This window comes from Tessaracoccus coleopterorum, assembly GCF_011174705.1.
GTDB lineage: Bacteria > Actinomycetota > Actinomycetes > Propionibacteriales > Propionibacteriaceae > Arachnia > Arachnia coleopterorum.
Map to the genome: position 1 here is coordinate 822690 of NZ_JAANIJ010000001.1, position 20714 is coordinate 843403.

At 71.3% G+C, this 20714-nt stretch carries 30 protein-coding genes and 5 pseudogenes; 21 read left to right on the forward strand and 14 right to left on the reverse strand.

The window, feature by feature from the left end:
• Positions 1-69: 69 nt before the first annotated feature.
• Positions 70-875, forward strand: a pseudogene (locus tag G7085_RS34175) (glycosyl hydrolase family 95 catalytic domain-containing protein); the annotation flags it as partial.
• Between the two features lie 201 nt (positions 876-1076).
• On the opposite strand, the gene G7085_RS34180 reads toward G7085_RS34175, so the two are convergent.
• From G7085_RS34180 to purF, 3 genes and pseudogenes are all read right to left on the reverse strand, one after another.
• Positions 1077-1691 (reverse strand): biliverdin-producing heme oxygenase, encoded by a 615-nt coding sequence (locus G7085_RS34180; protein ID WP_197512757.1) that lies wholly within the window; start codon positions 1689-1691, stop codon positions 1077-1079.
• A 198-nt stretch (positions 1692-1889) separates the two neighbouring features.
• The gene (gene purM / locus G7085_RS05210; RefSeq protein ID WP_197510169.1) at positions 1890-2930 is read right to left on the reverse strand and encodes a phosphoribosylformylglycinamidine cyclo-ligase; all 1041 of its coding nucleotides are present in this window, start codon (positions 2928-2930) and stop codon (positions 1890-1892) included.
• 37 nt (positions 2931-2967) lie between these two features.
• A pseudogene (purF, locus tag G7085_RS05215) lies at positions 2968-4390 on the reverse strand (amidophosphoribosyltransferase); the annotation flags it as partial.
• Here purF and G7085_RS05220 point away from each other — a divergent pair.
• The 20 genes and pseudogenes from G7085_RS05220 (at position 4389) to G7085_RS29520 (ending at position 16169) form a co-directional block, all read left to right on the forward strand.
• The gene (locus tag G7085_RS05220; RefSeq protein ID WP_197510170.1) at positions 4389-5891 is read left to right on the forward strand and encodes an FtsX-like permease family protein; all 1503 of its coding nucleotides are present in this window, start codon (positions 4389-4391) and stop codon (positions 5889-5891) included. The pseudogene purF and the gene G7085_RS05220 sit on opposite strands and share 2 nt — an antisense overlap.
• Positions 5888-6364 (forward strand): hypothetical protein, encoded by a 477-nt coding sequence (locus G7085_RS05225; protein ID WP_197510171.1) that lies wholly within the window; start codon positions 5888-5890, stop codon positions 6362-6364. The genes G7085_RS05220 and G7085_RS05225 overlap by 4 nt, the downstream gene beginning before the upstream one ends.
• Positions 6250-6882 carry a hypothetical protein gene (locus G7085_RS05230; RefSeq protein WP_197510172.1) on the forward strand — a complete coding sequence of 211 codons (633 nt, stop codon included), beginning with the start codon at positions 6250-6252 and terminating at the stop codon, positions 6880-6882. The genes G7085_RS05225 and G7085_RS05230 overlap by 115 nt, the downstream gene beginning before the upstream one ends.
• Positions 6854-6991, forward strand: coding sequence for a hypothetical protein (locus G7085_RS05235; protein WP_197510173.1), 138 nt, complete (start codon positions 6854-6856; stop codon positions 6989-6991). The genes G7085_RS05230 and G7085_RS05235 overlap by 29 nt, the downstream gene beginning before the upstream one ends.
• A gap of 41 nt (positions 6992-7032) precedes the next feature.
• Positions 7033-7788: an FtsX-like permease family protein gene (locus G7085_RS32070; RefSeq protein WP_197510174.1), complete on the forward strand. Its 756-nt coding sequence runs from the start codon at positions 7033-7035 to the stop codon at positions 7786-7788.
• Between the two features lie 221 nt (positions 7789-8009).
• Positions 8010-8582 (forward strand): hypothetical protein, encoded by a 573-nt coding sequence (locus G7085_RS05245; protein WP_197510175.1) that lies wholly within the window; start codon positions 8010-8012, stop codon positions 8580-8582.
• 221 nt (positions 8583-8803) lie between these two features.
• Positions 8804-9382: an ABC transporter permease gene (locus G7085_RS05250; protein ID WP_197510176.1), complete on the forward strand. Its 579-nt coding sequence runs from the start codon at positions 8804-8806 to the stop codon at positions 9380-9382.
• Positions 9383-9586: 204 nt separating this feature from the next.
• Positions 9587-9904, forward strand: a complete 318-nt coding sequence (locus G7085_RS05255) for a hypothetical protein (protein WP_197510177.1) — start codon at positions 9587-9589, stop codon at positions 9902-9904.
• Positions 9811-10344: an FtsX-like permease family protein gene (locus G7085_RS24290; protein WP_231979242.1), complete on the forward strand. Its 534-nt coding sequence runs from the start codon at positions 9811-9813 to the stop codon at positions 10342-10344. The genes G7085_RS05255 and G7085_RS24290 overlap by 94 nt, the downstream gene beginning before the upstream one ends.
• A 233-nt stretch (positions 10345-10577) precedes the next feature.
• Entirely contained in the window at positions 10578-10802 is a 225-nt protein-coding gene (locus G7085_RS29515) for an ATP-binding cassette domain-containing protein (protein ID WP_331715929.1), read from the forward strand.
• A pseudogene (locus tag G7085_RS24295) lies at positions 10745-11470 on the forward strand (ABC transporter ATP-binding protein); the annotation flags it as partial. The gene G7085_RS29515 and the pseudogene G7085_RS24295, both read left to right, overlap by 58 nt.
• Before the next feature lie 2 nt (positions 11471-11472).
• The gene (locus tag G7085_RS05270; protein ID WP_331715484.1) at positions 11473-12039 is read left to right on the forward strand and encodes an ABC transporter ATP-binding protein; all 567 of its coding nucleotides are present in this window, start codon (positions 11473-11475) and stop codon (positions 12037-12039) included.
• 329 nt (positions 12040-12368) lie between these two features.
• Positions 12369-12986, forward strand: a pseudogene (locus G7085_RS05275) (family 43 glycosylhydrolase); the annotation flags it as partial.
• Between the two features lie 80 nt (positions 12987-13066).
• On the forward strand, positions 13067-13546 hold the full coding sequence (locus tag G7085_RS34185) for a glycoside hydrolase family protein (protein ID WP_408647051.1): 480 nt from the start codon (positions 13067-13069) through the stop codon (positions 13544-13546).
• A complete protein-coding gene (locus G7085_RS05280; protein ID WP_197513034.1) occupies positions 13438-13911 on the forward strand; it encodes a hypothetical protein in 474 nt (157 codons plus the stop codon). Before G7085_RS34185 ends, G7085_RS05280 begins: the two co-directional genes overlap by 109 nt.
• Positions 13887-13958: pseudogene (locus tag G7085_RS34190) on the forward strand (hypothetical protein); the annotation flags it as partial. The gene G7085_RS05280 and the pseudogene G7085_RS34190, both read left to right, overlap by 25 nt.
• 205 nt (positions 13959-14163) lie before the next feature.
• Positions 14164-14607 (forward strand): hypothetical protein, encoded by a 444-nt coding sequence (locus tag G7085_RS24300; protein WP_231979243.1) that lies wholly within the window; start codon positions 14164-14166, stop codon positions 14605-14607.
• A gap of 40 nt (positions 14608-14647) precedes the next feature.
• Positions 14648-15109, forward strand: a complete 462-nt coding sequence (locus G7085_RS05290) for a hypothetical protein (protein WP_197510180.1) — start codon at positions 14648-14650, stop codon at positions 15107-15109.
• Complete coding sequence (locus tag G7085_RS05295; protein WP_197510181.1) at positions 15055-15411, forward strand: hypothetical protein; 357 nt, start codon at positions 15055-15057, stop codon at positions 15409-15411. The genes G7085_RS05290 and G7085_RS05295 overlap by 55 nt, the downstream gene beginning before the upstream one ends.
• Positions 15348-16169: an OmpL47-type beta-barrel domain-containing protein gene (locus G7085_RS29520; protein WP_197513036.1), complete on the forward strand. Its 822-nt coding sequence runs from the start codon at positions 15348-15350 to the stop codon at positions 16167-16169. Before G7085_RS05295 ends, G7085_RS29520 begins: the two co-directional genes overlap by 64 nt.
• A 1007-nt stretch (positions 16170-17176) precedes the next feature.
• Here the strand turns inward: G7085_RS29520 and G7085_RS05305 are convergent.
• From G7085_RS05305 to G7085_RS24335, 11 genes are all read right to left on the reverse strand, one after another.
• Complete coding sequence (locus G7085_RS05305; RefSeq protein ID WP_197510182.1) at positions 17177-17368, reverse strand: hypothetical protein; 192 nt, start codon at positions 17366-17368, stop codon at positions 17177-17179.
• On the reverse strand, positions 17359-17502 hold the full coding sequence (locus tag G7085_RS05310; protein ID WP_197510183.1) for a hypothetical protein: 144 nt from the start codon (positions 17500-17502) through the stop codon (positions 17359-17361). Before G7085_RS05310 ends, G7085_RS05305 begins: the two co-directional genes overlap by 10 nt.
• A gap of 168 nt (positions 17503-17670) precedes the next feature.
• Positions 17671-17820, reverse strand: a complete 150-nt coding sequence (locus G7085_RS05315; protein ID WP_231979245.1) for a TOBE domain-containing protein — start codon at positions 17818-17820, stop codon at positions 17671-17673.
• Positions 17805-18335, reverse strand: coding sequence for an ATP-binding cassette domain-containing protein (locus tag G7085_RS29525; RefSeq protein ID WP_197510185.1), 531 nt, complete (start codon positions 18333-18335; stop codon positions 17805-17807). The genes G7085_RS05315 and G7085_RS29525 overlap by 16 nt, the downstream gene beginning before the upstream one ends.
• Positions 18250-18723 (reverse strand): ATP-binding cassette domain-containing protein, encoded by a 474-nt coding sequence (locus G7085_RS29530; protein ID WP_197510186.1) that lies wholly within the window; start codon positions 18721-18723, stop codon positions 18250-18252. The genes G7085_RS29525 and G7085_RS29530 overlap by 86 nt, the downstream gene beginning before the upstream one ends.
• On the reverse strand, positions 18716-19006 hold the full coding sequence (locus tag G7085_RS24320) for an ABC transporter permease subunit (RefSeq protein WP_231979987.1): 291 nt from the start codon (positions 19004-19006) through the stop codon (positions 18716-18718). Before G7085_RS24320 ends, G7085_RS29530 begins: the two co-directional genes overlap by 8 nt.
• Entirely contained in the window at positions 18970-19104 is a 135-nt protein-coding gene (locus G7085_RS29535) for a hypothetical protein (protein WP_269451780.1), read from the reverse strand. Before G7085_RS29535 ends, G7085_RS24320 begins: the two co-directional genes overlap by 37 nt.
• Before the next feature lie 79 nt (positions 19105-19183).
• Complete coding sequence (locus G7085_RS24325) at positions 19184-19378, reverse strand: hypothetical protein (protein WP_231979246.1); 195 nt, start codon at positions 19376-19378, stop codon at positions 19184-19186.
• Positions 19379-19422: 44 nt separating this feature from the next.
• Entirely contained in the window at positions 19423-20229 is an 807-nt protein-coding gene (locus G7085_RS05335; RefSeq protein ID WP_197510187.1) for a substrate-binding domain-containing protein, read from the reverse strand.
• 45 nt (positions 20230-20274) lie between these two features.
• A complete protein-coding gene (locus tag G7085_RS24330) occupies positions 20275-20424 on the reverse strand; it encodes a TOBE domain-containing protein (RefSeq protein ID WP_231979247.1) in 150 nt (49 codons plus the stop codon).
• Positions 20421-20627 (reverse strand): MerR family transcriptional regulator, encoded by a 207-nt coding sequence (locus tag G7085_RS24335; protein WP_231979248.1) that lies wholly within the window; start codon positions 20625-20627, stop codon positions 20421-20423. Before G7085_RS24335 ends, G7085_RS24330 begins: the two co-directional genes overlap by 4 nt.
• Positions 20628-20714 lie beyond the last annotated feature (87 nt).

The following is a 20714-nucleotide window of genomic DNA, read 5'->3' on the forward strand; positions in this document are numbered from 1 at the left end:
CGCCCGCACCTCCCAGTCACCGTTCGGGGCAACGCCTGGGAGTGGAACACCGTCTCCAGCGCCTGGTACATGCTCCACGTCTACGAACATTGGGCGTTCTCGCGCGACACCGCCTACCTGCGCGACACCGCGCTGCCGATGGTGCGCGAGATCTGCCAGTTCTGGGAGGACCATCTGGTGGAACTGCCCGACGGCGCACTCGTCGCCCCGATGGGGTGGTCCCCGAGCACGGACCGCGGGAGGACGGCGTCATGCACGACCAGCAGATCGTGTGGGATCTGTTCGGCAACTACCTCGAGCTGTCCGACGCACTCGGAGACCCGGACCCCTACCGGAAGACCGTTGCCGACCTGCAGGCGCGCCTCGCCCCGAACCTGATCGGACGTTGGGGACAGCTGCAGGAGTGGCAGAGCGACCGCGACGACCCCTCCAGCCTGCACCGCCACACGTCGCACCTGTTCGCCGTCTACCCGGGCCGCCAGATCTCGACGGGCGCGACACCGGAGCTGGCCGCGGCCGCACTCGTGTCGCTCAAGGCGCGCTGCGGCGAGCGCGTGGGCGAGCCATTCACCGAGGCCTCGGTGGCCGGCGACTCGCGACGCTCCTGGACCTGGCCGTGGCGGGCGGCGCTGTTCGCCCGCCTCGGAGACGCAGAACGGGCGCACCTGATGATCCGGGGCCTGCTGCGCTTCAACACCCTGCCCAACCTGTGGACCAACCACCCTCCGTTCCAGGTGGACGGCAACTTCGGCATCAGCGGCGCCGTGGTGGAGATGCTGCTGCAGAGCCACGGCGGGGTCATCCGCCTGCTGCCGGCCCTGCCGGACGCGTGGGCGGCGGGCGGGTCGTTCACCAACCTGCGCGCAAGGGGCGGCTACGGCGTGAGCGCCCGCTGGGAGGACGGCCGGGTCGTCTGGTTCGAGGTGCTGGCAGACCTCGCGCCCGACATGCACGATGTGGTTGTCGTGGTCAACGGCGAGCGCCGCACGGTAAGGCCCACCGACCCCAGGCCGGAGAGACGGCCCGCCGCCCGGCCCCGCCGGATAGGGCAGGGCCACGTCGTCCGCGCCCGGGCCTCAGCCGGCCAGATCCTCCAGGCTCGCGAAGACGTCCTGGTTGAGCTGGAAGGCGACGATGGCCTCGGCGACGGCGGCGTCGTGCGCTGCCTCATCCATGGGAGCCTCGTCGAGCGCTGCCCGATAGCCGTCCTTGTACGGCTTGACCTTCTCGATGGTCTCGAAGCGGTAGAACGAGATGCCGGGCTCCCCCAGCTGCAGGCCCAGCGCGCGACCGAAGATGGCGCCCAGCGCCTGGCCGCCGGAGAGGTCGCCCAGGTACCGGGTGTAGTGGTGGGCCACCAGAGCCGGCGCAGTGAAACCGACCTGCCGGATCCGGGCGGCATAGGCCCTCGCCGCGGCGGTGACCGGGACCTCCGCCTCACCGGGGAGGCTCAGCGCCACCAGGTCCGCCTTGAGCGTGTCGAGGCGGGCAAGGGCCGGATCGTGGAAGCAGCGGAACACCGGGTCATCGCCCATCGCGCGCGCCACGTCCTCGAGGGCCGTGTAGACGACGATCAGCTGCGCGGTGAGCCCCCGCAGATCCTCGCGCGTCACGTCGCCATGACCAGGCGCGCCATGAAGGGGCTCGTCTCGGCGCTCTCGTGCGCCTCCCTGCGGCATGAGGTTAGCCATAACTAACTCGGATTAGTTGATGGAAGTATCACCTATTGATCGCCCGCGGCGCAAGATGCAACACACCCTGTCTCCATCTTTGGGCAACCGTCACGGGCTCGATGCGACGAGTCACACCCGTCGGGCCCTTCATCCCGCCGCGCAGGACATGACGAACGGCGGAGCCCCTTGGAGCTTCCGCCGTTCGTCGGTTCGGGGTCAGACGAGCTTCGCCGCGCCCGCGCCCTCAGACGCTTCGACGAGGCCGAGCTGCCAGGCACCGACACCGCGCTCCCCGAGTGCCGCGATCGCCCCGGACACCTGGTCCTGCGGAAGGATCGCGACCATGCCGACGCCCATGTTGAGGGTGGCGTCGACGTCGGCCTGCGACACGTCGCCGACCTGCTGGACGAGCTGGAAGATCGGGTCGGGGGTCCAACTGGAGCGTTCGAGCACCGCAGTGGTGTTCTCCGGCATGACGCGGGCCAGGTTGTTGGCGAGGCCGCCTCCGGTGATGTGGCTCATCGCGTTGACCTTGACCCGCTTGATCAGGTCGAGGATGTCGAGCGCGTACACCTTGGTCGGCTCGAGGAGCTCCTCGCCGAGCGTGCGTCCGAGCTCCCCCACGTGCCGGTCGAGCGACCAGCCGGCCTGCGTGAGGAGGACGTGGCGCACCAGCGAGTAGCCGTTGGAGTGCAGGCCCGACGCCCTCATGCCGATGACGGCGTCGCCCACCTGCACGCGGTGCGCGCCGAGGATCTCGTCCTTCTCGACGACGCCGGTGGTGGCGCCCGCGATGTCGTACTCGTCGGGCCCGAGCAGGCCGGGGTGCTCCGCCGTCTCGCCGCCGACCAGCGAGCAGCCGGCCGCGACACACGCGTCGGCGATGCCGGAGACGATCGCGGCGATCCGCTCGGGAACGACCTTGCCGGTGGCGATGTAGTCGGTGACGAACAGCGGCTCGGCGCCAGAGACGACGAGGTCGTCGACTAGCATGCCGATCAGGTCGTAGCCGATGGTGTCGTGCTTGTCCATGGCCTGCGCGATGGCGACCTTGGTGCCGACGCCGTCGGTGGACGAGGCGAGGACGGGATGACGGTAGCCCTTCAGCGCGGACGCGTCGAAGAAGCCCGCGAAGCCTCCGAGGCCTCCGAGCACCTCGGGACGACGGGTGCGGGCGACGGATGCCTTCATCAGTTCGACGGCGCGGTCTCCGGCCTCGATGTCGACTCCTGCCGCGGCGTAGGCGCTCTGGTTCACTTCGATTCCTCCAGGTTGAGCAGTTCGGCCTGAGCCGGGGGATGGCGATGGGGTACCTGCCGTCGAAGCAGGCGCGGCACAGCTGGTCGGCCGGCACCCGCGTGGCCTCGGTGAGGCCGTCGAGCGAGATGTAGCCGAGCGAGTCGGCGCCGAGCGAGCGGCAGATCTCGTCGACGGTGAGGCCGGGCGCGATCAGCTCGGCGCGGGTGGCGAAGTCGATGCCGTAGAAGCAGGGCCACTGCACCGGCGGAGAGGAGATGCGCACGTGCACCTCCTTGGCGCCGGCCTCGCGCAGCATCCGCACCAGGGCGCGCTGGGTGTTGCCGCGCACGATGGAGTCGTCGACCACCACCAGGCGCTTGCCCTCGATCACCTCGCGCAGCGGGTTGAGCTTCAGCCGGATCCCGAGCTGACGGATGGTCTGGCTCGGCTGGATGAACGTGCGCCCCACGTAGGAGTTCTTGACGAGTCCCTGACCGTAGGGGATGCCCGATCCCTGCGCGTACCCGATGGCCGACGGGGTGCCGGACTCGGGAACGGGAATCACGAGGTCGGCGTCGACCGGGTACTCCTCGGCCAGCTTGCGGCCGATGTTGACACGCACCGCGTGCACGCCGTGGCCTGCGATGGTGGTGTCGGGCCGGGCCAGGTAGACGTACTCGAAGATGCAGCCCTTGGGGCTGGCCTCCGCGAACCGCTGGGTGCGGAGGCCCCGCTCGTCGATGGCGATGAACTCGCCGGGCTCGACCTCGCGGACGAAGCTGGCGCCGACGATGTCGAGCGCGGCGGTCTCCGAGGCGACGACCCAGCCGTTGGCGAGGCGACCGAGCACGAGCGGGCGGACACCCTGCGGGTCGCGCGCCGCGTAGAGCGTCCGCTCGGTCATGAAGGTGAGGCAGAAGGCCCCTTCAGGCGGGGAAGCACCTTCATGGCTACCGACTCGAGCGGCTCCTCGCCGAAGCTCGACATGATCGCGGTGACCAGCGACGTGTCGTTGGTCGAGTCCATCGTCTTCTTCTCGGGCACGTGCTCGCTGGGCGCGAGCTCGCCGAGCCACTGCTCAAGCTCGTGGGTGTTGGTCAGGTTGCCGTTATGGGCGAGCGCGAGGCCACCCTGCCGGGTGGCCCTGAACGTCGGCTGCGCGTTGTGCCAGACGGACGCGCCGGTGGTGGAGTAGCGGGTGTGGCCGATCGCGAGCCGGCCCGGGAGCGACTTCAGCGTCGCCTCGTCGAACACCTGGCTGACGAGCCCCATGTCCTTGTAGACCATGATCCGGTGCAGGTTGCTGACCGCCATGCCCGCCGACTCCTGGCCGCGGTGCTGCAGGGCGAACAGGCCGAAGAAGGTCAGCTGAGCGACGTCCTCCTCGGGGCCCAGACGCCGAATACGCCACATTCTTCCTTTGGGCCTTCGAAGCTCTCCACCGGCCCAACCCTACCTCCAATAGCATGGGGCGGCATGACGACCTGGTACGCGTGGGCATTGCGCCGCCTACGCGCCGCACGCGTGCTGGTCGCCGTCCTTTTCGGCGTCGTGGTGCTCACCTCCGCCATCCTCGCCGGGTCGCTCGGGAACGCCGGGCTGCTCGCAACCCGCGCCGTCACCGCGGTTCTCGACAACCCTGAGTCGGGCGATGCCGGGCTGCAGATCCAGACGCGGATGGGTGAGGACGCCGTCGCCCAGGACGACCTGGTGCGCGCCACGCTCACCGAGAGTTTCTCCCCGCTCCACGTCACGATCTGGACATCTTCGGTGAGCGAACCGAAGGAGGCCAGCGTCGACGGCGGGTCGCTCCCGAACCGCGTCCGACTCGCCTCCGCCGACCAGCTGAGCGCAGAGAACCTCACGCTCGTCGAGGGCGCCTGGCCCGACGGCGCCGCCTCCACCGCCGTGCAGCGCGACGCCGCGGAGCGACTCGGGCTCCGCGTCGGCAGCGTGGTCACAGTCGCCGGGAGCGACCTGACTGTCACCGGCCTGTGGGAGGCGAAGGATCCGGCTGCCGCCATGTGGCTGGGCGACCCGCTGATGAGTTCCGGGTTCGACGGCGCCGCCGCCGGCCCGCTCGTGGTCGCTCCCGAGGTGGTCGCGGCGAGCGGGTCGCCGTTCCTGCGTTGGGTGGTCACCGTCGGCAGCGTCAAGCCGGGCCAGTTGCCGCTCCTGACCGAACGCGCCGAGAACGCGGCCAGCGCGGTCAAGGCCGTCGACGTGTCGGGACGGGGCATCGTGGTCACCGGCGACCTCGGCCCGACGGCGGCGCAGGCCGCGCGCGACTCGGCCAGCGGCGATGCGTTCGGCTTCCTTCCCGTCTCGGTGCTGATCCTGATCGCGGTGGTCGGTCTCAGCCAGGTCGCGGGGCTGCTCGCCCGGGCCCGCGAGCCGCACGAGTCGCTCTTGGTGGCCCGTGGAGCCGGGCTCAGGCAACTTCTGGCCGTCTCGCTCGGCGAGGCGGGCGCCGTGTCGCTCCTCGGAGCCGCCGCCGGGACGGGGATCGCGGCCCTCGTCATCCGGTTGGCGGCGGGCGACTGGGGCCAGACCCGCACAGTCTTGCTGGGTGGCCTGGCCGGTGCCGTGCTGGCGTTCGGCTGCCTGGCGGCGGTCGCCGCCCTGTCCGCCGTCCGGATCCGACGCGGCCATCAACCCCGAGCGACCGGGTGCGGGGCGTGGCCGGTGCCGCCCTGCTCGTGCTCGCCGTCGTGCTGGCGTCGGTTGCCACCTGGCAGTTGCGCTCGGGCGGCGGGTTCATCCGGATCGACGATGACGGGGGCGTGCGGCTCGACGTCATCTCGGCGCTCTCCCCGGCGCTCCTCCTCGCCCTCTCGGGCGTCGCGGCGCTGGTGCTGCTGGCGCCCATCACGCGGCTCGGCGAGGTTGCTGCCCGGTCGCTCCGCTCGACCGGGGCCTGGCTTGCCGGCGCGCAGGTCTCGCGCGGGCTCCTCACCCACGCGGTCACCGTCGTGTTGACGGTCATCGCGACCGGCACGGTCACCTTCTCGGCGCTGTTCGCGGGGACGGCGACGGGGCTGGCGGCCGACATCGCGGCCGTTCGGCAGGCCGCTGCGCTGCGGGTGGGCCTCGAAGAGCCGGCGGACCCGCAGCCCTCCGCCCTGCCCGCGCTGGCGGAGGTGCCCGGCGTGACGGCGGCCGTGCCCGTGTGGCGGGAGGATCGGGCACAGGTGGGTGACCTGCTCGTGCCCCTGGTGGCCGCACCGCTCGACTCCCTTGCCGACGTCACCCGGCTGCCCTCCGGCACCGAGCTCCCGGATGGGTTGACGTCAGGCGCACCCGGGGCCTCCGCCTTGCGGCCGGGATGGAGCTGGCGGTGGACGTCGACGTGGAGGTGTGGCTCGACCCGTGGCAGGCCGCGGGCCTCGCGATCTACCCGCGGCAGGTCCTCGCCAACGCCGAGGCCGCGGGCCTGGATGGCTTCGAGCTGACGGACGAGGAGTTGACCTGGGGCCGGACGCAGCAGCTCGCGCCACTGACGGCGACCGTCATCCTGCGGACGATCGACCCGGCGACGGGGCTGACCGCCGAGTACCGGTCCACGCCGGTGAGCGTGACCCCGGGCCGCTGCGCCATGACGCCGGCTTCGAGGATCTGCGCCTCGACCCGGCCACGGCCGGCGGTACCACCACCATCGCGCTTCCCACGGACCGCGACCTCGTCCTCGACGGCGTCACGGTCCGCATCGAGGACGGTGGCTGGAGCGACCGCACGACCACGGTCTCGATCGGCATCTCCGGCGACGGCGCGCCCCTCCTCGGCGCGGCGACCGCCGGGTGGACCTCCGACCTGGCCCTGCCCTCCGGCGACCTCGGACCCTACGAAGCCGCGGAGCGCACGGCGCTCCCCGCCACCGCCGAGATCACCGAGTTCGAGACCGATGACGGCAGGACCGGCTTCGACACCGTCACCAACGCCCCATGCGCCCGGCCGCGATCGACACCGGTGAGCGGTGGGTGCTCACCAGCCGGAGCGGCCCCTTCATCGGGCACGACTTCGACGAGGCGCGCTCCTTCGAGGTCGGGCCCGCGGTCGTGTTCACGGGCCCGACCCTCTGAAGGCCCACCGACCCACCACACCGCCATCCGGGTCGACGACGGTGCCGGTAGCGCTGACCCGGGAGACCTCCAGCGCCAGCACCCTCGTGATCGGCGATCGGCTGGATCTGGTCGCGTTCGGGACGAGGATCCCCGCCACGGTCGCGGCGATCACCGACGTGGTGCCGTCGACTCCCGGCAACCTGGGGATCCTGATCGATTCGGTCGCCCTCAGCCGACTGCTGGCCGCCCGCGGCGCCGACCTGCCCTGGCCCGACGAGATGTGGGCCGGCCTCGACGGCGACCCCACGACCGCGCGCGCGGCCGCGGAGGCGCTGCCGGGCGTGGCCTCCGCCACGACGGCGACCGGCGCGACGGCGGGCACCGCCGACGTCGCCTCGGCCGCGCTGTGGGTGGCGTCGGCCTGTGCGGTCGCCCTGGCCGCCGCCGGGCTCGCGGCCTCCGCGGCGACGATGACGGCGACAAGGCGGCCCGAGGTCGCCGTGCTGCGGGCGCTCGGCATGTCGCCGTCCGCCCAGGCTCGCAGCCGCGCGGTCGAGAACGGGGCGGTGCTCGCGCTGTCCACGCTGCTCGGCATCGGGGCCGGCTGGGCGGTCGGCGGGGCGGTCGCGCGGGAGGTTGCGCTGTCGGCCACGCTGGAGAACCCCTCCTTCGAGGTCGTCCTGCGCTTCACCTGGCTTCCCTGGGCCGTGATCCTCACCGTCGGCGCCCTCGCCGCCGCGGCGGTCGTCGCATGGCAGGCGTCGCTCGTGCGGCGGCAGGCGCTCGACTCCGAGTACCGGGAGGAGGTCCGATGATCGCCCTGCTCGCGCGTCAGTTCCGGGCCCGCCCTGGCCGACCTTGCTGCTCGCCCTGACGGTGGCGCTGCTGTCGCTCGTGGCCGCCCTCATCCCCCGCATGTCGGCAGAGCTCGACGATCGGCAGCTCGAACACAGCCTCGCGACCGTCTCCGCCGTGCAGGGCGACGTGTCCGCGCGGTGGACCACTTTCCAGATCGCTGCCCGGACGACGACGACCCGTGGGCGGGCCCCGCGAGGCGACCGAACTGATCCGCGCCGGGCAGCCCGAGCCCCTGGCCTCGCTGCTCGCACCGGCGCAGTTCCTGGGACGTCAACCGGTGACGGTCGCCTGGCCCACGCAGGAGGGGTCGCCTTACTACGGCGTCGAGGCCAGCATCCTGCTCGATCCCGACCTCCCCGCCCACACCGGGCTGATCGACGGAGCATGGCCGGTGGTCGGCGCCGACGATGCCCCGTTCCAGGTGGCGCTCACCGCAAGCTTCGCCGAACGCGCCGAGCTCCGGGTGGGCGACGAGATCACCGACACGTTCGTGGTCGCCGCGATCTTCAAGCCCCTGGACGGTGACGACACCCGCTGGGAACACAACCCGTACGGTCGCGCCTACAGCGAGGCCTCCAGCGCCGACCGCGGTCTCCAGCTTCTTGGGGCCTCTTCGTCGCCCCGGAGCTCGCGGCCGGCGACCCGTCGCTCCGCCTCCAGAATCCCTTCTCCTACGACGTCTACTTCGGGCTCAACTCGGCGGCGGTCGCGACGCGGCGCATCGACGTCGCCACCCTGGGCGCGCAGCTGACGGGGTTGATGGCGAAGCGCTACTCCCCGTCGTCCCGACCGGCGGCGGCGCCGACGATCCCGCCACGTTCGAGGACAACCAGCCGATCAGCTTCCACTCCGAACTGAACACGTTGCTCGGCCGGCTCGCGGCGCAGCAGCGAACCACGCACACACTGATCGGCGTCTCCGCCGTCGGTCCGCTGGGGTGGGCGTGGCTCTGGTGGCGCTCGGGCCCAACTGGTGCTCCACCGGCGCCGCGCCACCACCTCCCTGCTGACCGCCCGCGGGATGTCACCGCGTCAGCTCCGCGGGCTGCTCGCGGTCGAAGGGGTCACGGTCGGGATCCCGGCCGCGTTCCTCGGCCTGCTGGCGGCCGTGGCCCTGGTGCCCGGCCCGTCGCGTGGTGGGGCTGGCCCGCCTGCCTCGCGATCGGCGCCCTCCGGCGGTGGCGCTGGCTTGGGCCGTCGGGGACACCCGTTCCGGGCGCCGGGAGCTCGCCGCCGGCAACGGCAGATGGCGGCTGGTGGCGGAGGTCCTGATCGCTGTGGCCGCGGCGGGAGCGACCTGGCGGCTCCTCACCACGCGCGGCGAGGATGTCAGGGGGTCGACCTGCTCGGCGCCGCGGCACCGGTTCTCCTTGCCCTCCTCGCGTGCCTGCTCGTGCTGCGTGTCTACCCCGCCCGCTCCGGCTGCTGCTGCGGGCCTTCACACGGGGCCGCGGGTTCACCGGCTTCATGGGTTCGGCCCGCGCGCTGCGTGAGCCGGCCGGCGGGGTGGTTCCCGTCATCACCATCGTGCTGGGCACGACGATCTCCGTGACGGCGGCCGCGCTTCTCGGCACCATCACCGTGGGTACCGAGCGCGCTGTCTGGGCCGACAACGGGTCGACGATCCACATCTCGGGCCCCGGATCTCGGAGGAGACCGCCGAGGCGATGCGGGCCCTCGACGGGGTGCATGCGGTCGCGCTCGTGCGACTGGCCTCCGACAACTCCGCGTTGTCGATCGGGGCGGGGAGACGCGGGTGCGCGTCTGGCTCGCCGACTCCAACCTCGCCGGGGCCTATGCCGCGGCCCGGGACGGGTCTCCGCTGCCCGACGGCGTGTTCGACGTCACCACCCCGGTGCCGGTGGTCCTCGGCGGCTCCTCCACGACGGGCACCGGCCGCGGGACGCTGGCCGGCGTCGGCGAGGTGACCGTGTCGGGTCACCTCGACGTGCTCCCGGCGTCACCGGGGACTCGTCCTGGGTGCTGGTCGGCGCCGACAACTGGCAGGGCGATCTCCCGCCCGCCAAGACCGCGCTGGTCGCCACCAGCCCCGGCGCCGACCTCACGGCCCTGACAACGGAACTGTCCAACCTGATGCCCCAGGCCCACATCACCACGGTGGAGGGCCAACTGCGTCAGCTGCGTGACTCGCCCACCGTCGCGGGGCTCTCCACGATCTTCGCCACCCTCACCGCCGTCACGGCCCTGCTCATGATGCTGGCGATCACCACCTCGCAGATCATGACGGCCGATGATCGGCGCGCGTCCGCGGCGGTGCTGCGCACGCTGGGGATGCGGCCAGGCCAGCTACGCGCGCTCACGGCCTGGGAACTGGGGCCCGTGGTGCTCGTGGCCCTGGCCCTCGGCGTCGCCGTCGGTATCGGGATCGCCGCCCTGATGCTCGCCACCGTCGATTTCCGGGCGCTCACGGGAGGGTCGCTCGATCCGGCCCTGTACCTCGACCCGCTGTGGGTCGGAGGGTGGGTGCCGGTCTCCTGCTCGCCGCCGTCGTAGCCGTCACCGTCAGCTCCTGGCTGGCCGGACGCACCAACATTGCCCACGAACTCCGTCTCGGGAGGAACGATGAACGAATCGGCACGGCGTGGCATCCCGGGGTGCAGCGCGGCTATCCCGGCCCGGACATCTGGTGCGAGGACCTGGTGCGGATCCACACCACCGAGGGCATCGAGGTGCAGGCGCTGCAGGGACTCAGCCTGAGCGTCGAGCCCGGTGAGGTGGTGGCCATCGTGGGCGCTTCCGGGTCGGGCAAGTCGACGCTGCTCAACATCCTCTCGGGCCTCGACCGGCCGACGGGCGGCAAGGCGCGGGTGGCGGGCGAGGATCTGACCGCCATGACCCGGGCCAGCGCACGCGGTTCCGTCGCGGCTGCGTCGGGTTCGTCTTCCAGCAGACCTCCCGTAACCTGCTCCCGTTCCTCACGGCCGCCGAGAACGTCTCGATGCCGATGCTGATCAGCCGCGCACCCGACCGGGCCGCCAGGTCGCTCACACTGCTCGATCTGCTGGGCGTGGCAGACCTCGCCGACCGGAGGCCCGGGCAGCTCTCAGGTGGTCAGCAGCAGCGGGTGGCGATCGCCACGGCCCTTGCCAACGCGCCCTCGGTGCTGCTCGCCGACGAGCCGACCGGAGAGTTGGACGAGGTGCACTCGGCCGAGGTGCTCGACGTGATGCGCTCCGCCGCAGAGGAACTCGGCACGACCGTGCTGATCGTCACGCACGACCCGATGGTGAGCGACCACGTCGCCCGCACCATCCAGATCCGCGACGGCCGCACGTCGACCGAGGTGTTGCGCCGCACCGTCACGGATGCCGACGGCACCCGCGAGGTGGCCGAGGAGTACACGGTGATCGACCGGAACGGCCGCATCCAGCTGCCCGCGGGCACGTGCGGTCGTTGGGGCTGCAGGAACGGGTCCGCCTCGAGCTGGAGCCCGACCACGTCGGCATCTGGCCGGGGGCGGGCCGTCACAGCCGAGCCGACGAGGCACCGAGGAAGAGGATCAGTCATGACGACACCACCGCGGCTCACCGGCCGCGATCTCCACCGGTCCTTCGGGTCGGGCGAGGCCCGGGTCCACGCGCTGCTCGGCGTCGACATCGAGGTGCCCGCGGGCAGCTGACCGTGGTCACGGGCCCGTCCGGCTCGGGCAAGACCACGCTGCTCAACCTGCTGGGCGGGCTGGACCGGCCGACCTCCGGCGAGGTCCTCCTCGACGGAGACATGGTGCTCTCCGCCATGTCGGAGGCCGACGTGCTCACCGCGCGGCGCGACCGGATCGGCTACGTGTTCCAGACGTTCGGCCTGATTCCGGTGCTCTCGGCCGCGGAGAACGTGGAGACGCCGCTGCGACTGCAGGGCACCGATCCGGCCGAACGCGGCAGTCGGGTCGTCGCCACCCTCGAGCGGGTCGGCCTCGCGCGGCACGCGCACCAGCGGCCCCACGAGCTCTCTGGTGGGCAGCAGCAGCGCGTCGGCGTGGCGCGGGCGCTGGTCGGCGACCCCGACATCCTCATCGCCGACGAGCCGACCGGGCAGCTCGACTCCGACACGGCGGCCACGATCATGGACCTGATCGTCGAACTCACGCACGAACGGGGCCTTGCCTCGGTCATCTCGACCCACGACCCGCTCCTGATCGCCCGCGCCGACCGCGTCGTGCGCCTGCTCGACGGGGAGGTCACCGCCTGAGCGGTGTGCTGTCCCGACGCTCCATGCGCCGCACCGGAACAGGAGGCGGCCCCACGACCAGGCCTACCCCACGTGATGGGGGAGGTCTCCGGGGCTGCACCCTCCACTTCCGGGTCCCGGAGGGTGCAGCCTCACCACGCCTCGCCGCGAGGCCGCCGCGAGCCTCGTCGCGCGTGGACCTCGAAAGCTTCGAAAACCATTGCTGAACCCGATGACGCCAATTAAACTCCACGTCAGCGACCCTTTTTCAACGACGACAGGTCGCCCGACGAAAGAAGTGCACCGTGAGATCTCGACAAGGTTTGCGAGGCCTGGTCACCGCCACCGCCGTGTTCGGCCTGCTGGTCCTGCCGCTGTCTCCACAGGCACGGGCGGACGACCCCGTCACATTCTCCAGCCCCGGCAACCCGATCCTGGCCGACGGCTCCTACTACTCCGCCGACGCGGCCCCGCTCGTCGCGAACGGCCGGCTCTACATCTACGCCGGCCACGACGAGGCGTCGCCCCAACAGGGCGGGTTCAACATGAAAGACTACGGCGTCTTCGCCACCGACGACGTAGAGGCGGGCGACTGGGAGCTCTACAAGGCCAACCTGTCACCTGGCGCCGTCTTCGGCTGGGCCACCGGCAACGGCGCCTACGCGGGCCACACCGTCGAGGGTGATGACGGGAAGTTCTACTGGTACGCGCCGGTGGAGACGAAGTCGACCCAGTTCGCCAACCGGATGGCCATCGGCGTCGCCGTCTCCGACACCCCGACCGGGCCATGGACCGACGCGCTCGGCGAGCCGCTGCTCGACTGGGGCGACGTGTTCGGCACCTCCACCAACGGCCAGGAGGTCATCGACCCGCACGTGTTCAAGGACGACGACGGCCAGTGGTACCTCTACTGGGGCTCCTGGTACGTCGCGCGGGCCGTCAAGCTGGAGGCCTCGATGACGGCCGTCACCGGCCCGATCAGCACCATGACGGGCCTCGACTCCTTCTTCGAGGCCCCTGGGTGTTCAAGAAGGGCCAGACCTACTACATGGCCTACGACTGGAAGAAGGGCGGAAGCGACTGCACCCCGTCGAACTACCAGGCGTGCATCGGCTACGCGACCGCAAGCAGCCCGCTCGGGCCGTGGACCTACCAGGGCATCATCCTGGGCGGCACGTCGGCGACTACCGTGCACCCGTCGATCATCGAGTTCGGCGGCACCTGGTACATCACGTACCACACCAAGGACGCCGTGAATGGTGGCCACTTCCGCCGGTCCGTTGCAATCGATGAGATCGGGTGGGACGGCGACAAGCTGCTGCCCGTCACCCCGACGCTGGCCAACGACCCGTTGAAGACCCCGATGGCCAACGTGGCCCGCAACGCGCATCTGAGCGCCACCTACACCGAGACTCCCCGATGCGGATCGGCGCACTCAACGACGGCCGCGCCACCACGGCGCTGCTGCCGCCCGACCAGTGGGGCAACTACCGCAGCACCACCAGTTCGGTGGAGTCGGATACGGTGACCTACCGCTTCGACACGCCCGTGCGCGTCGACGGCGCCGGCATCGCCTTCCACCGCGATTCGAACTGGATCCGCCCGCCCGCCTCGTGGCGCATCGACCACCTCGCCGCCGACGGCACCTGGCAGCCCGTGGCCACCACCGGCGCCTACCCGAACTCCACGACCGCCTGGAACGAGGTGTCCTTCGAGCCGGTCACCACCCTGGCGCTGCGCGCCACGTTCAACGGCCAGGCCAGCGGCGCCTACTTCAACTCCGTTTCGGTCTCCGAGTGGGAGGTCGACGCGGTGGCCCCGACGGCTACCAGCGGGCCGCCGTCGCGACCCGCCCCGGCGAGGCCCCGGTGCTGCCAGGCGCCGTCCGGCTGACCTACGGCGGAGAGACGCTGTGGGCACCCGTCCGCTGGCTCGACGTCGACCCCGCCGACTACGCCGCCGCAGGCACGTTCGTCGCCAAGGGACGCGCCGTCGGCTACGCGGCCGGCCTCGTCGAGGCCGACGTGACGGTCACGCCCACGCCTCCCGCCCGCCGGCCGACACCGTCGCGCCGGGGCCTCCTTCGCGCTGCTCGGCAATCAGGGTTCCGAGGGCTGGTTCTCTTCGGCCGTCGACGCCACGCTGGTGGCAACCGACGACGTGTCCTACGCGTCGCTGCTGGAGATCAAGGTGGGCGACGGCGAGTGGGAGGGCCTCGGCACCGCCCCGTCGGCCGTCAAGCGGATCACCGCGGCGGGCGAGACGACGCTGAGCGGTCGGGCCACCGACGCCGCGGGCAACGTCTCTGAGATCGTCACCGGAAGCGTGAAGATCGACAACGTCCGTCCCGTCGGCACCGCCGTCCTCGATGCGGCCACCCGCGCCACGACCATCACCGCCACCGATGCCCACTCGGGCGTCGCGAAGATCGAGTACCGCTTCGCCGGCGACTGGGCGACCGCGACCGCGGACACCCCGATCCCGGCCCCGACCAAGGCCCCGGCACCCTCGCCTGGCGGGTCACCGACAAGGCAGGCAACCAGGCCACCGGCACCGTCACGATTCCACCCGGCGACCCGAGCCAGCTGACCGGAAACCTCGCGCCCGTCGCCGTCCCACCGTCTCCTACGTGGCGCCGTGGAACAGCGCGGCCGGCCTCAACGACGGCACGGCCGCCCCGTTTGAGAGCGCCGAGGGCAAGCTCGGCGCGGCCTGGGGCACCTGGCCGCAGGTCGGCGAACAGACGGTCACCCTGACCTGGGCCTTCGACGCCACCCTCGGCTCCGTGGGCGTCTGGTGGTTCGCCGACTCCACGGACGAGTCGATGGAGGGAATGATCCCGCCGCGCAGCTGGGTGCTGCAGTGGTTGGACGGCACCGAGTGGAAGGACGTCGTCCTCGACGGGGGTTCCACCTACGCCCGTGAGCGCGGCAAGTTCAACCGGGTCGACTTCGCCCCGGTCACGACGAAGTCTCTGCGGATCGTCGCAGAGAGCTGGGGAGCCGAGGAGGGTGAGGGCTCCGCCGGCATCCTCGAGTGGCAGGCGCTGACCCCGACGGCTCTCCCACCGACGAGACGGCTCCTTCCCTGACGGTCACCACGGATCCGGCCTCACCCGACGGCGACAACGGCTGGTACACCTCCACGGTCACCGTGTCCGCCGAGGCCACCGACGACGTCGACGACCGGCCCGTGGTCGAGTCGCGCCCCGTCGACGGCGACTGGGCCGTCACCACCGCGCCGGTCGTACTGGACAACGAGGGCCGCAACGCCATCGAGTTCCGGGCGAGCGACACCGCCGGCAACGTGAGCGGGTCGAGACCGTCGATGTGCTCATCGACACCGTCGCCCCCACGGCGACCTCGTCGGTCGACGCCGGCACCGTCACCCTGACGGCCACCGATGCCACCAGTGGGATCGCGAGGATCCGCTACCGCATCGACGGCGGCGCATGGGTCGACTACATCTCCGCGGTGAAGGCCCCTGCCGGCGCGAAGGTCGAGTTCCAGGCCATCGACAAGGCCGGCCACGCCAGCGCAACGGGTTCCGTGACGATCCCGACTCCCTCGCCCAGCCCGAGCGCGACCCCGACACCCAAGCCGAGCGCCACGCCCACGCCCAAGCCCAGCGTCACGCCCACGCCCAAGCCGACGGCGCCGGTCGTGGTCGACGTCTACTCGACCCCGGGCTTCCACAAGGTCAACGGCCGGTGGTGGTACACGACGTGCGAGGCCTACTCCCAGACCGAGCGCTGCCGCACCGAGATCTGGGCCACCACCGCCCGGTACAAGGACGGACGGGTCATCGTGACGACGGGTTGGACCTTCAACAACCTGACCTACCAGCCGCGCATGACGAGGGAGCAGTGGAAGGGCAACCCGCTGGGCGTCACCGGCTCCTGGAACACCAACGGCCGACGCTGGTACACGGAGTGCGACACGGCCACCACCGGTGGCAACGGCTGCCGCTCCTACATCTGGACCGACTACGCGGCCGGAACCAGGCAGCCCGACGGAAGCTACCGCTACACCCGAAGTCGGGGTGGGTGTTCAACAACCAGGTCCGCTTCCGCTGAGTGTTCGGGCAGAGGGGCGGCGCGGTGGGATGTTCCCGCCGCGCCGCCCTCTCCGTGCGGTGATCTGAAGGGCTGAGCCGGGGGCACCGGCTGGTCGTGCGCTGAGCGCTCGGACGCGACGTTCCCGGGCGCTGAGCGAGCCGGGCCCGGCAACGTCTACTCGACCCGGGCTTCCACAAGGTCAACGGCCACTGGTGGTACGCAGGGTCCAGGGGCCGTGCTGTGGTCGATCTGCGAGGCCTACTCCCAGACCGAGCGCTGCCGCACGGAGATCTGGGCCACAGCGGCACTGATCACGGGCATGCCCGTCTTCACGCGATCTCCTCTTCTTTCCCTGTAAATCCGAAAACACGGACTTCGGTTATTTCCGGGTCACTGATCCACACCACCACATCGCCACCATCCATGCTGTACTCGGAAGGCCCAAGTTCACCTGAATAGGGATCACGGGTACACGGGATGGACATCGATGCAAGTTGCCGCCCAGCCTGGCGGAGCACGATCTCAACCGGTTCCTCCCGTGGAACGAAGCAACTCGCGACGGCAGAGATTCGGGTCTCGGTTTGCGACGGCGAGAATCGCCACTCCCTCTCTCCCGTCGCTCCCGAGTGGACAAACGCCGGGCTCAGCGCTCCCTGACGCTCGCTGATAAGCGCGACGGCCCCGACCGACCGCTCTCCGGCAACGGGGACGCCGTCGGTCCGGACGTCACATGCGGGGGCTGAGTATCGACGGGAACACCGGCGCCCACGCACCCCGAGACGCCGAGGATGATCGGCAGCAGCCCCACCCAGGCAAGCCTCGCCCCGTCAACCATCCGGTGTTCCTCTCTCAACCTTCTACTACGTAGAGTAGTAGAAGGTTGCAGCGGCGCACACGGGTTCTGACAAGCAATCCCGGCGGCGCGAGCTACATGTCTTCCAGTGCGAGGCGACAGGAGGGAAACCTTCGATGTGTGCCCGGCTGTATCGCCCTGCTCCGGTGCCTCCGACTTGGACACGAGTCCTGGCGAACGGCCAACACAACCGGGCCACTTCCGCTGACCTGATCGGAAGGGGCGGCCGAGGCCCGGAATCGACGGTGTCAGGCCCACTCAGTCGGTTGCCTCGTCGACCTTCCGCCCTTGCCACCGGCCAGGAACATCAGCAGCCCGCCGATGAGGCCGACATTCTTGAGGAAGTGGATCTGGTGGGCGGAGCGGGCGGCCGGGTCCTCCTGTTCCCAGAACGCGTGGCCGCCGATGGTGGTGGGGATCAGCGAACCGATCAGGGCCACCGCCGACAGCCGAGGAAGGATGCCGAGTGCGAAGGTGGTGCCGGCCCCACCATGATCGCGCCGTTGAGCTTGACGACGGTGGCGGCCTCCTTGTCGTCGAGGTTGATGCCGGCCTTGCCGCTCAGCTTCTGCACGGCGACGCCGCGACCTCCGGCGCACGCACCGAGGCCTGGCCGCCGTAGATGAGCACCGAGCTGATGGCGGCGCGGGCGAGGAACTTGAGCATGCTGAACTCCTTGAAAGGGTTTGGACCCGTCCAGCTTAGGCGGCCGCCGTCACCGCTCTCGGTTCCCGGCCGCGCTTCAGCGCACCGGATGCAGCACCACCTGCGTGGCCTTGACCACGGCGACAACGGCATCGCCGCTGGTCAGGGACAGCTCCCGCATGGCCGAGGGCGTCACATCGGCCTGGATCGGCTGCCCCGACACGGCGAGGCTCACCCGCTGCACCATGCCCCTGTCCTCGACCCCGGTGACGACGGCAGGCAACTCGTTGCGGGGCTGCCGTGCGGGGCGCGGCGGAAGATGCTGACGGCACCGGGAGGAAACACCGCTCGCGCCTCCCCATCGCCCAGCGGCCGTTCCGCCAGGCCGGCAACCACGGCCCCATCGGTCAGTTCGACGGCGTCGCCCAGCGCCCGGCCGTGCAGGAGGTTGAGCCCGACGAAGTCGGCCAGGAAGCGGGTGCGCGGATTCTGGAACACGCGGTCGACCCCGGCCTGCAGCACCACGCGGCCACCGTCGAGGTGGGCGACGCCGTCGGCGAGCGAGAGCACATCGAGCGGGTCGTGGGTGACCATGGCCGTCGTGATCCCGCGCAGCCGCTCGCGTAGCAGGCGCCGCAGCTCCGGGGTGGCGGCGGCGTCGAGCGCGGCGAACGGCTCATCCAGCAGGACTATCTCGGGGTCGATGGCCAGCGCGCGGGCGATGGCGACGCGTTGGGCCTGCCCGCCGGAGAGTTCGCGCACCCGGCGGGGCCGAAGCCGGCAAGGCCGACGGCCTCCAGCTCGGCCTCGGCCCGGCGTGCCGCGGCGCGCGCCGACGCTCCCCGGGAGCGGGCCCGAAGGCGACGTTGCCTGCCACCGTGAGGTGCGGGAAGAGCAGCGGCCGCTGTTCGAGGTAACCGATCCGGCGGCGGTGCGCGGGCACGAACGTCTGCGGCCCGGCCACGACGGTGCCGCCAAGCGAGATGGTGCCCGAATCCGGCCGCAGGGCGCCCGCGATCAGCTGGATGCAGGTCGACTTGCCGGAGCCGTTCCGCCCTACGATCGCAACAAGTTCGCCCTCGCCCAGCGTGAGGCGGAGCTCGACGTCGCGGGCGTCGACGGCCGCCTCGATCCGCACCGCGTCAGGCATGACCACCCCAGGCGTGGAGGCGGGTGGCGAGCCACACGACGGCCCCGGCGACGGCGAGCAGGACGACGGCCAACGCCATCGCCATGTCGCTGTCCGACTCGCGCAGGAGGTAGATCTCGAGGGGCAGGGTGCGCGTGGTGCCCTGCAGGGAGCCCGCGAAGGTGAGGGTCGCCCCGAACTCACCCAGCGCGCGGGCGAATGACAGCGCGGTGCCGGAGGCCAGCGCCGGCGCGGCCATCGGCAACGTCACCCGCCAGAACACGCGGGAGGGGCCGGCCCCCAGGTATCCGGCCGCGGCCTCGTAGTCGGAGCCGGCCGAGCGGAGCGCCCCTCCAGCGAGATGACGAGGAAGGGCAGGGCGACGAAGGTCTGGGCGATCACGACGGCGGCCGTGGTGAAACCGATCTCGATGCCGATGGCCGACAGGGGTGCCCCGATCAGCCCCTCCTGCCCAGCGTGGTCAGCAGAGCGAGCCCGGCGACCACGGGGGCAGCACCATGGGGATGGTGATGAGTGTCCGGGTCGCGGCGGCGACCCGGCCGCGGGTGCGGGCGAGCACCAACGCGGTCGGCACGCCCAGCAGCAGCACCAGGCCGGTGGAGACCAGGCAGGTGACGAGGCTCAACCGGAGCGCGTCGACGGCGCGCTCGCTCACCAGGAGGGCGGGCAGCTCGGCCCAGTTCGCGCGAAGCAGCAGGCCTATGAGCGGGACCCCAGCAGCGCGAGGGCCAGGCCCGTCGGCGCCAACGCCCAGCGCGGATACCGCGTCACCTCGGCGCGCCGAAACCGGATGCCTTCAGCTTCGCCTGCCCCGCACCGCCGGTGATGGCCGCGATGAACGCGTCGCCCTGCTCGGAGTTGGGAGCCCCTTGACCTTGCCGATCCAGTAGGTGTTGGGCTCGTCCGAGGCGCCGGGCACGTCGAAGACGACGACCTTGTCTCCCGCACCGGTGGCGTCAGTGGCGTACACGAGGCCGGCGTCTGCCTCCCGGCGGTGACCTTGCCGAGGACGTCGGTCACCTTGGCCTCCTCCGACACCGGCCTCAGCTCGATGCCGTTCGCCTCGGCCGCCTTGACGGTGGCCGCGCCACAGGGCACGTCGGGCGCGCAGACCACCAGCTTCACGCCGTCCAGCGAGTCGTCGAAGCCGGTGATGCCTGCCGGGTTGTCGGCGGGGGTGACGAGCACGAGGTAGTTGGTGGCGAACAGCACGGGGTCGCCGTCGATGAGACCCGCCTCGACGGCCTTGTCCATGTTCTTCCTGTCAGCGGAGGCGAACACGTCGGCGGGGGCGCCGCCCTTCAGCTGGTCGACGAGGCCCGAGGAGCCGTCGAAGGAGTAGTTGGCCGCGGCGATCCCGGGGAAGACGGTGTTGAGCGACGCCGCTGCGAACACGACCGCGTCCGCCGTCTGAGGGGACGCGGTAGCGGCCTCCGGGGTCGCGGTGGCGGCGGGGCAGTGGCCTCGGGGGTTCCCGTTGCGGCGGGCAGGGTTCCACCCGAGCACGCGGCGAGCAGCGTGAGGGGATGACGGCCAGCAGTGCGAGGCGCCTCATGCGCGGTTCCTCTCGATGGTGACGTTGGTTGCCTTGATGACGGCTGTGCCGACGACCCCGACCTCGAGACCCAGCTCGGTGACGGCCTCGGTGGAGATGAGCGCGACCACCCGGAAGCGGCCGCACTGCAGCTCGACCTGGCTCATGACGGTGTCGGAGACGACGCGGGTGACCAGCCCCGTGAGGTGATTGCGGGCGGAACGGCTGCCCTCCCCAGCGCGTCGCCCTCGGCGATCTCCTTGGCGAGCGCGGCCAGCTCGGCGCCGTCGACGCAGCGCCTGCCCGTGTCGTCGAGGCTGCCGGCGATCCGCCCGGCGTCCACCCAGCGGCGCAGCGTGTCGTCGCTCACCCGAGGAGATCGGCCGCCATCGGAATCCGTATCTGCGTCATGAGTGAACTCTAACAGCCGCATATGCGGTTGTTCCATGCGGTTCGG